Annotated in this window: 14 protein-coding genes; 3 read left to right on the top strand and 11 right to left on the bottom strand. The window is 62.1% G+C overall.

Annotation, left to right across the window (positions count from 1 at the left end; translation table 11 throughout):
• Position 1 precedes the first annotated feature (1 nt).
• From IT775_RS09910 to IT775_RS09895, 4 genes are all read right to left on the bottom strand, one after another.
• Complete coding sequence (locus tag IT775_RS09910; RefSeq protein WP_212700949.1) at positions 2 to 658, bottom strand: amino acid ABC transporter permease; 657 nt, start codon at positions 656 to 658, stop codon at positions 2 to 4.
• A gap of 27 nt (positions 659 to 685) precedes the next feature.
• Positions 686 to 1,318 carry an amino acid ABC transporter permease gene (locus IT775_RS09905; protein WP_246525453.1) on the bottom strand — a complete coding sequence of 211 codons (633 nt, stop codon included), beginning with the start codon at positions 1,316 to 1,318 and terminating at the stop codon, positions 686 to 688.
• A gap of 32 nt (positions 1,319 to 1,350) precedes the next feature.
• Positions 1,351 to 2,142: a creatininase family protein gene (locus IT775_RS09900; protein ID WP_212700947.1), complete on the bottom strand. Its 792-nt coding sequence runs from the start codon at positions 2,140 to 2,142 to the stop codon at positions 1,351 to 1,353.
• A gap of 73 nt (positions 2,143 to 2,215) precedes the next feature.
• Positions 2,216 to 3,001 carry a transporter substrate-binding domain-containing protein gene (locus tag IT775_RS09895; protein WP_212700946.1) on the bottom strand — a complete coding sequence of 262 codons (786 nt, stop codon included), beginning with the start codon at positions 2,999 to 3,001 and terminating at the stop codon, positions 2,216 to 2,218.
• A gap of 133 nt (positions 3,002 to 3,134) precedes the next feature.
• On the opposite strand from IT775_RS09895, the gene IT775_RS09890 reads away from it, so the two are divergent.
• Complete coding sequence (locus tag IT775_RS09890; protein ID WP_246525452.1) at positions 3,135 to 4,100, top strand: LysR family transcriptional regulator; 966 nt, start codon at positions 3,135 to 3,137, stop codon at positions 4,098 to 4,100.
• Positions 4,101 to 4,167: 67 nt separating this feature from the next.
• Here IT775_RS09890 and IT775_RS09885 read toward each other — a convergent pair whose 3' ends face one another.
• The 7 genes from IT775_RS09885 to IT775_RS09855 form a co-directional block, all read right to left on the bottom strand.
• A complete protein-coding gene (locus tag IT775_RS09885) occupies positions 4,168 to 5,313 on the bottom strand; it encodes an iron-containing alcohol dehydrogenase (RefSeq protein ID WP_212700945.1) in 1,146 nt (381 codons plus the stop codon).
• Positions 5,310 to 6,692: an aldehyde dehydrogenase family protein gene (locus IT775_RS09880; protein ID WP_212700944.1), complete on the bottom strand. Its 1,383-nt coding sequence runs from the start codon at positions 6,690 to 6,692 to the stop codon at positions 5,310 to 5,312. The genes IT775_RS09885 and IT775_RS09880 overlap by 4 nt, the downstream gene beginning before the upstream one ends.
• Before the next feature lie 13 nt (positions 6,693 to 6,705).
• Complete coding sequence (locus IT775_RS09875; RefSeq protein WP_212700943.1) at positions 6,706 to 8,067, bottom strand: glutamine synthetase family protein; 1,362 nt, start codon at positions 8,065 to 8,067, stop codon at positions 6,706 to 6,708.
• 64 nt (positions 8,068 to 8,131) lie between these two features.
• Positions 8,132 to 9,166, bottom strand: a complete 1,035-nt coding sequence (locus tag IT775_RS09870; protein WP_212700942.1) for a TRAP transporter substrate-binding protein — start codon at positions 9,164 to 9,166, stop codon at positions 8,132 to 8,134.
• Between the two features lie 52 nt (positions 9,167 to 9,218).
• Positions 9,219 to 10,541 carry a TRAP transporter large permease gene (locus tag IT775_RS09865; RefSeq protein WP_212700941.1) on the bottom strand — a complete coding sequence of 441 codons (1,323 nt, stop codon included), beginning with the start codon at positions 10,539 to 10,541 and terminating at the stop codon, positions 9,219 to 9,221.
• Positions 10,541 to 11,137, bottom strand: a complete 597-nt coding sequence (locus IT775_RS09860) for a TRAP transporter small permease subunit (protein WP_212700940.1) — start codon at positions 11,135 to 11,137, stop codon at positions 10,541 to 10,543. Before IT775_RS09860 ends, IT775_RS09865 begins: the two co-directional genes overlap by 1 nt.
• Complete coding sequence (locus IT775_RS09855) at positions 11,130 to 11,906, bottom strand: N-formylglutamate amidohydrolase (RefSeq protein WP_212700939.1); 777 nt, start codon at positions 11,904 to 11,906, stop codon at positions 11,130 to 11,132. The genes IT775_RS09860 and IT775_RS09855 overlap by 8 nt, the downstream gene beginning before the upstream one ends.
• A gap of 147 nt (positions 11,907 to 12,053) precedes the next feature.
• Here IT775_RS09855 and IT775_RS09850 point away from each other — a divergent pair, with 147 nt between their 5' ends.
• Together IT775_RS09850 and IT775_RS09845 are read left to right on the top strand one after the other, a co-directional pair.
• Complete coding sequence (locus tag IT775_RS09850) at positions 12,054 to 12,926, top strand: MurR/RpiR family transcriptional regulator (RefSeq protein WP_212700938.1); 873 nt, start codon at positions 12,054 to 12,056, stop codon at positions 12,924 to 12,926.
• A gap of 336 nt (positions 12,927 to 13,262) precedes the next feature.
• Positions 13,263 to 13,739 (top strand): RrF2 family transcriptional regulator, encoded by a 477-nt coding sequence (locus IT775_RS09845; RefSeq protein WP_212700937.1) that lies wholly within the window; start codon positions 13,263 to 13,265, stop codon positions 13,737 to 13,739.
• Positions 13,740 to 13,814 lie beyond the last annotated feature (75 nt).

Below are 13,814 nucleotides of genomic sequence, written 5' to 3'. Positions count from 1 at the left end.
ATCAGCGGGCGGCCTGAACCTTACGTTCGATGCGCCGCAGAACGGCCTCCATCCCGAGGTTGATGATGTAGTAGAACACGGCGGCGAGGACGTAGAATTCAAACGGCCGGTAGGTCCGCCCGATGGCAAGCTGCGCCGACAGGGTCAGTTCCGACACCCCGATCACCGACACCAGCGCCGAGTCCTTCAGCAGCGCGATCATGTTGTTACCAATCGGCGGGATCACGTCGCGCACCGCCTGCGGCACGACGACCTTGCGCAAGGCCTGCCCCCGGCTGAGACCAAGCGTGCGGGCCGCCTCCATCTGGCCCTTGTCGACGGCCAGAATGCTGGTCTGGATCAGTTCGGAATTGTAGACCGCGAAATGCAGCCCCAGCCCGATCACGCCCGCCACGAAGGCCGGCAGGTCGATACCGATCTGCACCAGCCCGAAATAGATCAGGAACAGTTGCAGCAGCAGCGGCGTGCCCATGAACAGCCATGCGAACAAGCGGAACGGCAGCCGGATGATCGCCGGGGCGTAAAGCGCGACCACGGCCAGGAAGATGCCGCCGAAAAAGCTCAACAAGGCCGCGGCGACGGTGATCGCAATGGTCCACAACGCGCCCAGCATGACCACATCGAGGTATTTTGGGATGACTGAGAAATCCAGACCCATGTCGTTTTATCCTCTCCTTCGCGGCGCTCAGACGATGCGCGCCTTGCGGTCTAGCCAGGCGATGCCGCGGCCGGTGACGTAGATGATGATCATGTAAAGAACGCCCGAGATCAGGAACATCTCGAAGGGCTTGTAGGTCGACCCGATATAGCGTTGCGCGGTGTAGGTCAGTTCGATCACCGAGATCGCCGCGACCAGAGCGGTGCCCTTGATCAGCGCGTTGATGTTGACGCCCAGCGGCCGGATCATCAGCCTGGCGGCCTGGGGCAGGATCACGTAGCGCATGCTTTGGTAACGGCTCATGCCCAGCGTGCGCGCCGCCTCGGCCTGGCCTTTGTCGATGGCGATGATCGCGCCGCGGATGGTTTCGGTCATGTAGGCGCCGATATTCACGCCCAGCCCGATCACCCCCGCCTCGAAGGCGTCAAGCTGAATGCCCACCTGGGGACCGCCGAAATACAGGATGAACAGCTGGATCAGCGCCGGGGTGCCGCGGATGAAACTGACATAGGCGGCGCCGATGATGCGAAACAACCGCAGTCGCGACAGCCGCGCCGCGGCGCCAAGGGATCCGCAGATCAGTCCCAGTATCGTGGTCAGCACCGAAAGCTGGATCGTCACCCAGGCCGCCTTCACGAAGAAGGGGTAGACTTTAAGCATCAGTTCGACATCCATCGGCCCGTCCTTCTTTTTCAGTGGTGATCTTTGCGTTCGAGGATCGGCAGGGCGCGGATTTCGCGCACCAGCGCCGTGGTTTCCTCGACCGCGGCTTCAAGAAACTTGCGCCCGGTTTCGGCATCGGCAACCGTAGGGTCGCCCATCGTGCCGTCGGGCGAGGCCTCGGACCACCAGCGCATCAGCATCGCCTTGCCACCGCCCTTGGCCAGGTCGAGGTTGAAAAACTTGGTATTCGGATCGTGCAGGTTCTGGTTCGTTGCCTTGCTGAGATCGACCAGTTCGGGGTGCAGATGCATGTACATCGCGGCCTCGAACTCGCCGGCATGGGCGATGCCGCCGACCTCGGAATTGCGCAGCTCGTTGATCCGGTCGCCGCACAGATTCCAGTAGGAGGCCGAAACGCAGATGATTTCATTCTCGATCACCGTCTTGCGCGCCGCCAGATCCAGCACCGGGTGGTTGGACCCGTGCGAATTCAGCAAAAGGATGCGGCGGAACCCGTGATGGGCCAGCGATTTGGTCACGTCGGTGACGAAGGCGATCAGGGTTTCGGGCTGAATCCAGATGACGCCGGGAAAATCCTTGTGGTGTTCGTTGAACCCATAGGCGATGGGCGGCATGACCAGCACCTCTTCGGGCGCCAGTTCCCCCACGCCGTTGGCCACCGCCATGCCCAGCACAGTATCGGTATCGAGCGGCATATGCGGCCCGTGGTCCTCGGTGGCGGACACGTTAAGGATCACCACGCGATCCTTGTCGGCGTCGCGCACCTCTTCCCAAGTCAGTTTTCCATAGTCTGTTTGCATCTCGCCCACACCTGTCCGCGTGGCGCGCCGGACATCCGGCGTGCCACAAGTTTGCCAGTTGAATTCAGGAAGTTCAGCGGATGTCGCCGCCGACCCATTTTTCGGCGATCTTGACGTAGGTGCCGTCTTCCATCATCGCGTCCAGCGCTGCCTGCATCTCGGCGGCCAGCTTGGGGCTGCCTTCGCGGATCGCGATGCCGGCGCCGAAGGCCTCGGTCTCGAGATCGGGCAGCATCACGAAGTCATAGCCGTTTTCCTTCATTGCCAGGATCGCGGCGATCGAGTCGTTGGCGATGACGTCGACGCGGCCGTTCTGCAATTCCAGCAGAAGTTCGGGCAGGCCCTTGTAGGTGCGCACGTTGTAGCCCTGCTCGCGGGCCCATTCCTCGTGCGTCTCGCCCAGGGTCACGCCCATTTTCACGTCGCCCAGCTGCGATACGCTGGTGATGCCGCTGTCCGGCTTGGTGAAGACGGCGCGCTTGGTGGTGTAGTAAGGGCCAACGAAATCGACCACTTCGTCGCGTTCCTCGGTGATGGTCATCGACCCGACGATGGCGTCGTACTTGTTGGCCAGAAGACCGCCGATGATGCCGTCCCATGCGGTGGTGACGATTTCCACCTCAAGCCCCATGCGCTTGGCGATCTCGGTGCCGATGGCCGGGTCGAAGCCGACCACTTCGTTCTGTTCATTGACGAAGTTGAACGGAGGGTAAGCGCCGCTCATCGCGATGCGGATCACGCCCTTTTCCTTGATGGCGTCCAGTTCCTCGGCTGCGGCGAAGCTGGCCCCGCCGAACGTTGCCATGGCGGCCACGCCGGCCATAACTGCGGTTGTCAGGACTTTCCTGCGCGTATTCATGTGAAGCTCCCTGTCTTACACTTTTTTAGACTCTGTGTTCAGACCACGCCGGCGATGGGGCCGGACGCTTGGAGGGAAGGCTTGCATAGAGCTAAATCATCATGCAAATAGATAAACAAAATTGTAATGATTGATGAAATCTATGCTGAAACCCTATGAACAGCGTTTTCCGTGGAACCTGGACTGGAACCTTCTGCGCACCTTCATGGTTGTGGTGGAACAGCGCGGCATATCCAAGGCGGCGGATTTCCTGGGGCTGAAACAGCCCACGATCAGCAGCGCCCTGAAGCGTCTGGAAGACGCGACCGGACGGCAATTGATCGACCGCAAACCCAACCGCTTCGCGGTCACCGATGCCGGTCAGACCCTTTATGCCGAATGCGCAAACATCTTCGGCGCGGTATCGCAATTACCGCAACTCCTGGCGGCCGAAGAGGAAGAATTGAGCGGCCATATCAGCATCGTCATGACCAGCCACGTGGTGTCGCCGCATTTCGACAAGGTGTTGGAAACATTCGCACAAAGACACCCGAAAGTGACCTATTCCATGGTCGTCGAAGAAAGCACAGAAGTCGCGGTGCGCATCCGGCAAAACCAGGCGAGTTTCGGGATCTGCCTGCTTAGCGAGCAGCCGAAGAACATCGATGCCCGCGTGATGTGCCGGGAATTTTTCGCGCTTTACTGCGGCCCCCGGCATCGCCTGTTCGGCAGGAACGACATTGCCCTGTCGGACCTGAAAGGCGAGGCCTCGGTTTCGTTCCAGACCGAAATCGAGGGCGGTCCGCTAGGATCGGTGGCGCAGCTGCGCGACCGGGCCGGGCTGGCCGCCAATCTGCGCGGGGTGTCGTCGAACCTGTCCGAGGTGCGCCGCCTGACCATGGCCAATATCGGTATCGGCGCCCTGCCCGTCCATGTCGCCAAGCGCGACGTGCAACTGGGTCAGCTGTGGCAGTTGCCGCCCTATTCTCAATTGCCGATGGTGGAAATCTACCTGCTGACCAATCCAAGGCGCAGCCTGTCGCCACCCGAGGCGGCCTTTCTCGCCCTTATCGATGAACTAATCCTCAGCGTACCGATGGACGAACGCACCTATTCCTAGGCCCCCTGCCCCAAGAACGGCAACGGACGGCCCTGACCGGGCCGCCCGCATTTTCTTTGTCAAAGCCTCAGAGAGCCGCGTTGAACAGCTCGGTCAGGTTGGTCTCGGTCAGCTCGATCGGGTTGCCGCCGCAGGACGGGTCGATGATCGCGCCCTTGACCAGTTCCGGGATGCTTTCCGCCGTCACGCCCAGATCGGACAGACGCTTGGGGATGCCCAGGCTGTCGTTGAGCTCCTGCACGAAGGTCTTGAAGCCCTCGAAGCCGCCCTCGATGCCCAGATAGGCCGCCGCCTGTTCGAAACGATCCGCGATCGCGGGCGCGTTGAAGTCCAGAACGGCGGGCATGCAGACGGCGTTGGTGGTGCCGTGGTGGGTTTTGAAATGCGCCCCGATCGGGTGGCTCATCGCGTGGATCGCGCCAAGCCCCTTCTGGAACGCCGTTGCCCCCATCATCGCCGCGCTCATCATCTGGGCGCGGGCCTCGATATCGGTGCCGTCGGCATAGGCGCGCGGCAGGTAGTCCTTGACCAGCCGCATGCCTTCCAGCGCGATGCCCTGGCTCATCGGATGATAATGCGGCGAACTGAAGGCCTCGACGCAATGGGCGAAGGCATCGAGCCCGGTGCCCGCGGTGATGAATTGCGGCATGCCCACGGTCAGTTCCGGGTCGCAGATCACGACGCTGGGCAGCACCTTGGGGTGGAAGATGATTTTCTTGGCGTGGGTTTCGGAATTGGTGATGACGCTGGCGCGCCCCACTTCCGACCCGGTGCCGGCGGTGGTGGGTACCGCGATGATCGGCGCGATCACGTCGGCATCGGCGCGGGTCCACCAGTCGCCGATATCCTCGAAATCCCACACCGGACGGGTCTGCCCCGCCATGAAGGCCACCATCTTGCCCAGATCGAGCCCGGACCCGCCGCCGAAGGCGATCACGCCGTCATGGCCGCCCGCCTTGTAGGCCGCGACGCCGGCATCGAGGTTCTTTTCGTTCGGGTTGGGATCGACATCGGCGAACAGGCCCCGGCCCAGGCCGGCGGCCTCCATGATGTCGAGGGTTTGCGCGGTGATCGGCAGATCGGCCAGCCCCCGGTCGGTGACCAGCAGCGGGCGCTTGATCCCGGCGGCCGCGCAGGCATCGGGCAGTTCGGTAATCCGGCCAGCGCCGAATTTGATCGTGGTCGGGTAGGACCAGTTACCAGTCAGTGTCATTGTGTCACCTTCTTGAGATGGTAGGATTTCGGACGTGTCAGGTTGTGATAGCCGATGACGGACAGCCCGCCGCCGCGCCCGGTCTGCTTGCAGCCGGTCCAGCACAGGCCGGGATCGAGGTAATCGGCCCGGTTGAGGAACACGGTACCGGTTTCGATCCGGTCGCCCACCCGTTCGGCGCGGTCCAGATCGGAGGTCCAGAGAGATGCGGTCAGGCCGAAATCGCTGTCGTTCATCAGCGCGATCGCTTCCTCGTCATCCTTGACCGGCATGATCCCCACCACGGGGCCGAAACTTTCGTCCCGCATCACCCGCATGTCGTGGGTCACGTTGGTCAGGATCTGCGGCGTCAGGTAGGCGGCGCCGTCGTCTTCGGCGAAGGTGTCGATATGGGCCTTGGCGCCCATCGCCAGCGCCTCGTCGATCTGGGCGCGGACCTCGGTCGCGAAACGGACGTTGGCCATCGGGCCGATGGTGGTCTCGGCGTCCAGCGGATTGCCCAGCTTGTAGCCGTTCACCACCGCGACCGCCTTTTCGATGAAGGCGTCGAACAGGCTTTCATGCACGTAGATGCGTTCGATCCCGCAGCAGCACTGGCCGGAATTGAACATCGCCGCGTCGATCAGCGTCGCCACCGCAGCGTCGAGATCGGCGTCTTCCATCACGTATCCCGGATCCTTGCCGCCCAATTCCAGCCCGACACCAGTGAAGGTGCCCGCCGCGGCGCGTTCCATCGCCTGACCGCCGCCGACCGAGCCGGTGAAATTGACGAAGTCGAAGGCGTTTTCCGAGATCAGCACGCTGGTGGTGTCGTGGTCGAGGAAAACATTCTGGAACACGTCCTCGGGAATGCCGGCGGAATGGAACGCCTTGGCCATCCGTTCGCCGACCACAAGCGTCTGGGTCGCGTGTTTCAGCATCACCGTGTTGCCCGCGATAAGGGCGGGCGCGACGGTGTTGATCGCCGTCATGTAGGGATAGTTCCACGGCGCCACCACGAAAACCAACCCAAGCGGAACCCGCTTGATGTAGCGCTTGAAGGTGGCGTCCTCGCCGACCTCGATGTCGGCCAGCGCACGTTCGGCGATTTCAGCCATATAGCTGGCGCGTTCGTTGAAACCGCCGAATTCGCCGCCATAGCGGACCGGGCGGCCCATCATGCCCGCCAGTTCCGGCACGATCACGTCGTTCATGTCCCCCACGGCGGCGACCCCGGCCATCACCAGGTCGATCCGTTCCTGCAGGGGCCGCGCGGCCCACGCGGCCTGCGCCGCCTTGCCGCGTGCCGTCGCGGCGCGCGCTTCGTCCGGTGTCAGCACCGGACGCTCGGCGAATACCGATCCGTCGATCGGCGAGATGCATTGCAAAGTCTTGGTCATTTCATCCTCGAAATCAGGCCAGTTCGAACCCGCGCGCCACTTCGTAATCGGTGACGATGCGGTTGAAGTCTTCGATTTCCCACTCGGCGGCGCGCGCGTAATGGGCGATCACGTCATCGCCCAGGGCTTCGCGCAGCATGCCCGAACCGAGCAGCGTTTCACGCGCGTCGCGCAGCGTGTGCGGGATATGGGCGTTTTCGCCCTCATAGGCATCGCCGCTGAAGGCCGGTTGCAGTTCCAGCCCTTCCTCGATCCCCTTCAGCCCGGCGGCCAGCATCGCGGCCATGGCGAGGTAGGGATTGATGTCCGATCCACCGACCCGGCATTCGATCCGGATCGCCTTGGTGCCGTCGCCGCACAGCCGGAATCCGGCGGTGCGGTTGTCGATCGACCAGATGATGCGGGTCGGCGCGAAGCTGCCCTTCTGGAACCGCTTGTAGCTGTTGATGTAGGGCGCCAAGAAATAGGTGTAGTCGGCGGCGTATTTCAGCATCCCCGCGACGTAGCTTTTCATCGTGTCCGACATGCCCAGCGGATCGTTCGGATCATAGAACACCGGCTCGCCATCCTTCCAAAGCGACTGGTGCACGTGGCTGGACGACCCGACCTTGTCGTGGTGCCATTTCGGCAGGAAGGTCACCGCGTGGCCCTGCTGATAGGCGATTTCCTTGGTCGCGTGCTTGGCGATGGTGTGGTAATCGGCGGTATCCAGAGCGGCGGCGTATTTGATGTTCAGCTCTTCCTGGCCGGTCTCGGCCTCGCCCTTGGAATTCTCGATCGGCAGACCGGCGTTCCACAGGTGATTGCGCAGCGGGCGCATCACGTGTTCTTCGCGGCTGGTCTGTAAGATGTTGTAGTCTTCGTTGAAGGCCGAAATCGGTTCGAGATTGCGGAAGCCGCCCTTGCGGATTTCATCGACGCTTTTCGCGAACAGGAAGAATTCCAGCTCGCTGGCCATCATCGGGGTGAAGCCCATCGCCTTGGCGCGCGCGATCTGTTTCTTCAACATGGCGCGCGGCGAATGCGGCACCTCTTCATGGGTGTGATGATCAAGCACATCGCACAGCACCATCACCGTCCCTTCGAGCCAGGGCATCGGGCGCAGGGTGCTGAGGTCGGGCTTCATCACGTAATCGCCATACCCCTTTTCCCACGAGGTCGAGGCATAGCCATCGGGCGTTGCCATCATCAGATCGGTCGCCAAAAGGTAGTTGCAGCAATGGGTTTCTTCCCATGCGCTGGCGATGAAATGCCCGGCATGGAACCGCTTGCCCATCAGGCGGCCCTGCATATCCACGAGACAGACGAGGACCGTGTCCACCTCGCCCGAGGCAACCTGTGCCTTGAGATCATCAAAACTGAGAGTGCCGGCCATTGGGCGCATCCTTTCCTGTGTAGCGCCCCGGCACGAAAAAGCGCCGGGGCTATTGCTTTACAAATTAGCCGTAACGATACGGGCGGCCGGCCTTGGCCATGTCCGCATTGTATTTCTTGAAGATCTCGACAACCTTGGCCTTGGTCGGGCTTTCGGCGGCGATTTCATCCCAGAACTTGTGCGCGGCGCTTTCGACCTGGTCCCATTCGTTGTCGGGGATCGAGGTCAGCTGCATCTTGGTGCCGTCGACGCGCAGGTTCGCCTCACCGCCCCAATACCACCACTGGCGGTAATAATGCGACTGTTCCATGCAGGTCGCCAGCAGCAGCTTCAGGTCCTCGGGGAGTTCCTCGTAGCGGCCCATATTGGCGAAGAAGTGACCGATCCAGGCGCCCGAGATGTTGTTGGTCAGGAAGTAGTTGGTCACGTCGGCCCAGCCAACGGTGTAGTCTTCGGTGATGCCCGACCATGCGATGCCGTCAAGTTCACCGGTCTGCACGGCGACCTCGATGTCTTCCCACGGCAGGGTGACCGGCACGACGCCGAACTGCGACAGGAAGCGGCCGGCGGTCGGGAAGGTGAAGACGCGCTTGCCCTTCAGGTCAGCCAGGCTGTTGATCGGGTCCTTGGTGGCGAAATGGCACGGATCCCACGACCCGGCCGAGATGTGCTTGACCCCGACCTTGGCGTATTCCTCGGCCCAGATTTCGTTCAGGCCGTACTGGTTGAACAGCACCGGCACGTCGAGCGAATAGCGCGATGCGAAGGGGAAGTAGCCGCCGAACACCGTGACTTCGGTGGGCGACGCCATCGAATCGTCGTCCGACTGCACCGCGTCGATGGTGCCGCGCTGCATGGCGCGGAACAGTTCGCCCGTTGGGACCAGCTGGTCGGCATAGTACAGTTCGATCTGCATCCGGTCGCCGGCGATCTTGTTGAAGGTGTCGATGGCGGGCTTGACCACGTGTTCGGCCAGCGCCGCGCCGGCATAGGTCTGCATCCGCCACTTGATGGTGGATTGCGCCAGCGCCGGCGCGGCCAGCGGTGCCGCGGCAACGCCCATACCGGCGGTTTTCAGGAACTTACGTCTGCTAGTCATTTCATAGTCTCCTTGTGGATGGGATGGCCCCCTGACGGGGCTCTTATGTGGATTATTTTCCGTAAACCGTGTTCGGCAGCCACAGCGCGATCTCGGGGAAGATCATCACCAGCGTCAGGGCCAGCACCATCACCGCCGCGAAAGGCACGATCGAGCGGTAGATGTCGCGCAACCCGATCTCAGGCGGCGCCATGGCGCGCATCAGGAACAGGTTGTAGCCGAAGGGCGGCGTCATATAGGCGATCTGGGTGGTGATGGTGTAAAGCACGCCGTACCAGATCAGATCGAAGCCCAGATGGCCGACCAGCGGCACGTAAAGCGGCGCCACGATCACCAGCATCGCGGTATCGTCAAGGAAGGTGCCCATGACGATGAAGCTCAGCTGCATCAGGATCAGGATCATCCAGGGGCTCAGGCCCAGCTGTTCGGTGAACAGGTTCTCGATCGCCTTCACGGCACCCAGCCCGTCGAAGATCGCCCCGAAGCCAAGCGCGGCAAGGATGATCCACATGAACATGCACGACACCGCCAAGGTCTGGCGCACCGACACTTCGAACACCTGCTTGGTCATCCGCCCCTTCAGGATCGCGGCGACGAAGGCGGCCATGGCGCCAATGGCCGAGCTTTCGACAAGCGAGGTCCAGCCCTTGACGAAGGGAAACATCATCGAGGCGAAGATGATCAGCGGCAGCAGCCCGGCGCGCAGAAGGCGCAGCTTTTCCGACATCGGCACGTTGCGTTCTTCTTCGGGCAGGACCGGGCCGAGCTCGGGCTGGATCCGGCAGCGCACATAGATGTAGATGATGAACAGCGTCGCCATCAGCAGCCCCGGCACCACCCCGGCAAGCCACAGCTGGCCGACCGGCTGCCGCGCGATCATCGCGTAAAGCACCAGCACCACCGAGGGCGGCACCAGGATACCCAGCGACGATCCGGCCTGGATCACACCGGTGACCATGATCTTGTCGTAGCCGCGGCGCAGCAGTTCGGGCAACGCGATGGTGGCGCCGATGGCCATGCCGGCCACGCTCAGTCCGTTCATGGCGGAGATCAGGACCATCAGGCCGATCGTCCCGATGGCAAGTCCGCCTTTGACCGGCCCCATCCAGACGTGGAACATCTTGTAGAGGTCATCGGCGATCTTGGACTCCGACAGCACATAGCCCATGAAGATGAACATCGGCAGGGTCAGCAGCGGATACCATTTCATCAGCTTCATCGCGGCCGAGAACGGCATGTCGACGCCCCCCGTGCCCCATAGCATCAGCCCCGCGAAGGCGCCGACGAAGCCGATGGCGGCGAACACGCGCTGGCCGGTCATCAGCATCAGCATCATGCCGGCGAACATCAAGATGGCGATCATTTCATAGGACATCAGATTTCAACTCCGCGAATGCGGCCGATATCCCGGAAGAATTCGGCAAGTGTTTGCAGCAGCATCAGAAAAATACCGAAGGTAAGAAGGGTTTTGACCGGCCAAAGCATCGGCCGCCAGGCGGTCGAACTGCGTTCGAGGAAACCGATCTTTTCCGCCGCCGCGTCGAACCCGCCGGTGAACAGCGCGCCGAACAGGTCGCGGAAGTATTCCAGCGGCGTCATGCCGAAATAGCCAAGCGCATAGGCCAGCGACCCCAACGCGCCGTACAGCAGGATCCCGAGGTAGAACATCAGGAACAGCACGGTGAAGGCATCGACCCAAGCCTTGGTCTTGTGCGACCAGCCGCCATAGAACAGGTCCATCCGCACGTTCGATCCAAGCTGTATCGAATAGGGCCCGCCGAGGATGTAATAAGCCACCATGACGAACTGCGCCGTTTCCAGCGTCCAAAGCGACGGGGTGAAGGCGACCTTGGAAACCGACGACCACAGCAGCACGCCGATGAGGACGAAGATCATGTACATCGCGATCCGCCCGATAAAGCGGTTCATCGCGTCGATCCCGCGCACGTATCCGGTTATGATCCTAGGCATTCCGCCCCCCTTCCCCGGCGCCGGGCAACGCCTCCAACGCGGGCCGGATCATGCTCAGCAACTCTTGTGACATGGTGGTGACGTCCCCTTCATCACGGATCAGGTCGTTTCGGATTTCCAGCATCACGTTGGCCAGGCCGTTTGCGATTCCGTGCAGTTTCAAGGAATGGGTCACCCCGTCTTCCGGCCCGTAAGGCTGGTTGCGCTCGATACAGCGATGCGGCAGCGCCCCGGCGTTTTCCAGCATCAGGTCGGCCATGCGGCTGTCGCTGTCGTGTAGGATGCCGATCTCGGTCTTCCGCCTCTCGCCGAAATAAACCGGGGTGAAGCTGTGCACGGACATCAACACCCGCGGCCCCTTCGCGATCATCTCGGTCACCGCGGCGCAGAACGGGCGATAGATACTGTCGGTCCGCTCTTTGCGTTGCGCCTCGGTCAGCCCGACATTGCCCGGCACCTCGACGACTTCAGAGCGCACCGGCATGGCGCTTTCGGCTTCCGGCGGGCGGTTGCAGTCGTACACGAGTCGCGACACCCGGCTGGCGACGATCGGCGCGTCCAGCGCGGCGCTGAGCGCTTTCGACAGCGCAAGCGCACCGGGGTCCCATGCGGCATGACTTTGCCGCCATTCGGGCCGCAGCCCGAGATCGCCATAACGCGCGGGTATTTCGCTGGAAGCGTGTTCGCAGATAAGCAACACGCCGCCCCGGCCGGTGGGATTGATCACCTCGACCGCGCTTTCTTCCGCGCCATGCTGATTGTTCAGCATCTCTCACTCCCTGTTTTGGAAAATTCTTTTCACACCGGTTATGTTTGTGTCAATATCTCTTCACACATGATCGACATAGAATCCGAAATGCCCTTGCGCCACCGCTTTGCATGCTGAAGAAATAGACGTCCCACACAGGAAGAGATCTTGAACCACCCCACCGCCACCGTCCGAGAACTGATCCGAGCGCAATACAGCACGCTGACCCAGTCAGAGCGCAAATTCGCCAATGCCCTGCTGGAAAACTACCCGGCGGCGGGGCTGGCCTCGATCACCATCGTGGCGGAGCAATCGGGCGTTTCGACCCCGACCATCGCCCGGATGGTGCAGAAACTGGGCTTCAAGGGCTATCCGCAGTTCCACCAGGCATTGCTGAAGGAATTGCAGGCCAAGGTATCGGGTCCGACCGAGCGGCGGGCGAACTGGGCCTCCGAAGCGCCGGAATCGCATCTGCTCAACCGCTTCGCCAAGGCCGTGACGCGCAATATCGAAACCACCTTTTCGAATGTCGACAGCGAAGGATTCGATGCCGCGGCACGGCTGCTGGCCGACAGCAGCCACCCGCTTTACGTCGTCGGCGGCCGCATCACCCGGGCGCTTGCCGATTATGCCTTCACCCATTTTCAGGCGGTCCGGCCCAAGGTCACGCATCTGACCTCGTCCTCGGCCACCTGGCCGCATTACCTGCTGGACATGGAAAAGGGCGACACGCTGCTGGTGTTCGACATCCGGCGCTATGAAACCAACCTGCAACGGCTTGCCGAAATGGCGGCCGAACGCGGCATCAACGTGGTTCTGATCACCGACCAGTGGTCCAGCCCGATCACCTCGGTCGCCACCCACAGCTTCAACTGCTGGGTGGAAATCCCGTCGGCCTGGGATTCGAACGTGTCGACGATGATGCTACTGGAAGCCCTGATCGCGGCGGCACAGGAACAACGCTGGCCGGAAACGCGCGAAAGGTTCGACCGGCTGGACGAACTGTTCGACCTGACCCGCCTGTTCCGCAAACCAGGCTGAGGCACGGCCCCTTGCGGGCCCGGCCTTGTCTCGCCCCGGGGGCCGAAGCCCCCTGCCCGCTTCAGCGCGTTTCGCGCGCGGTCCGCTTCTTGCCCGAGGACGGCGACGAAATCAGCGATTGCACGGTATAGACCGGCACCGCGAAGCCAACCGCGCGATCCAGACCTTTTCACGGCGCGGGGCATGATCCCAGCGGGAAATGTCGGTTGTCGGCAAAATGCGGCAAATCCAAGTCGCAATGCAGCCACCAGGCAAGCACCTGCCAGCGTCGATTTGACCTGGCTCAAGGTATTTTCGCATTTTTGGCATAAGAAATCCCGCCAAAGAGGAGCGCCAATGCGACTGACGACACGGACAAACCTGGCTGCGCGGGTGCTGATGGCCTGCGCTGCTAACCCCGACCGGTTGATCCGGACGGCGGAAATCGCGGGAATCTGCAATTCCTCGGCCCACCACGTTGCGGTCGTGGTCCAGCGGCTGCATGCCGAGGGCTATCTCAGCACCTTGCGCGGGCGCTCCGGCGGGTTGCGGCTGGCGCGGCAGGCGGATCAGGTTTCGATCGGCGCCGTGTTCCGTTTGTTCGAAGCCGACATCCCCTTTGCAGAATGTTTCGACACCGAAAACAACACCTGCCCACTGACCGAGACCTGTCGCCTGCGGGGCTATGTGCAGCGCGCGGTCGAAGCGTTTTATCACGAACTTGACATGGTCACGCTGGAAGACCTGGTGCGCGGCAACTGCGGGCTGATCGATCTGCTTGCCATGCAGCCCGAACCGCCCGCACGCTGCATTGCCGAATCCGCTCGGCAATGACCCCTGCTCCGCACCGGCCGGGCCTTGCCGCAGGGTTTCACGGATCAGACCGGAATAAGGCAACGGGTAACCGAA

Origin of the sequence: Thalassovita aquimarina, assembly GCF_018219815.1 — a bacterium.
GTDB classification, from domain to species: Bacteria; Pseudomonadota; Alphaproteobacteria; order Rhodobacterales; family Rhodobacteraceae; genus Thalassobius; species Thalassobius aquimarinus.
The sequence above is the reverse complement of the archived record's forward strand: the minus strand, read 5'-3'. Positions and strand labels throughout refer to the sequence as shown.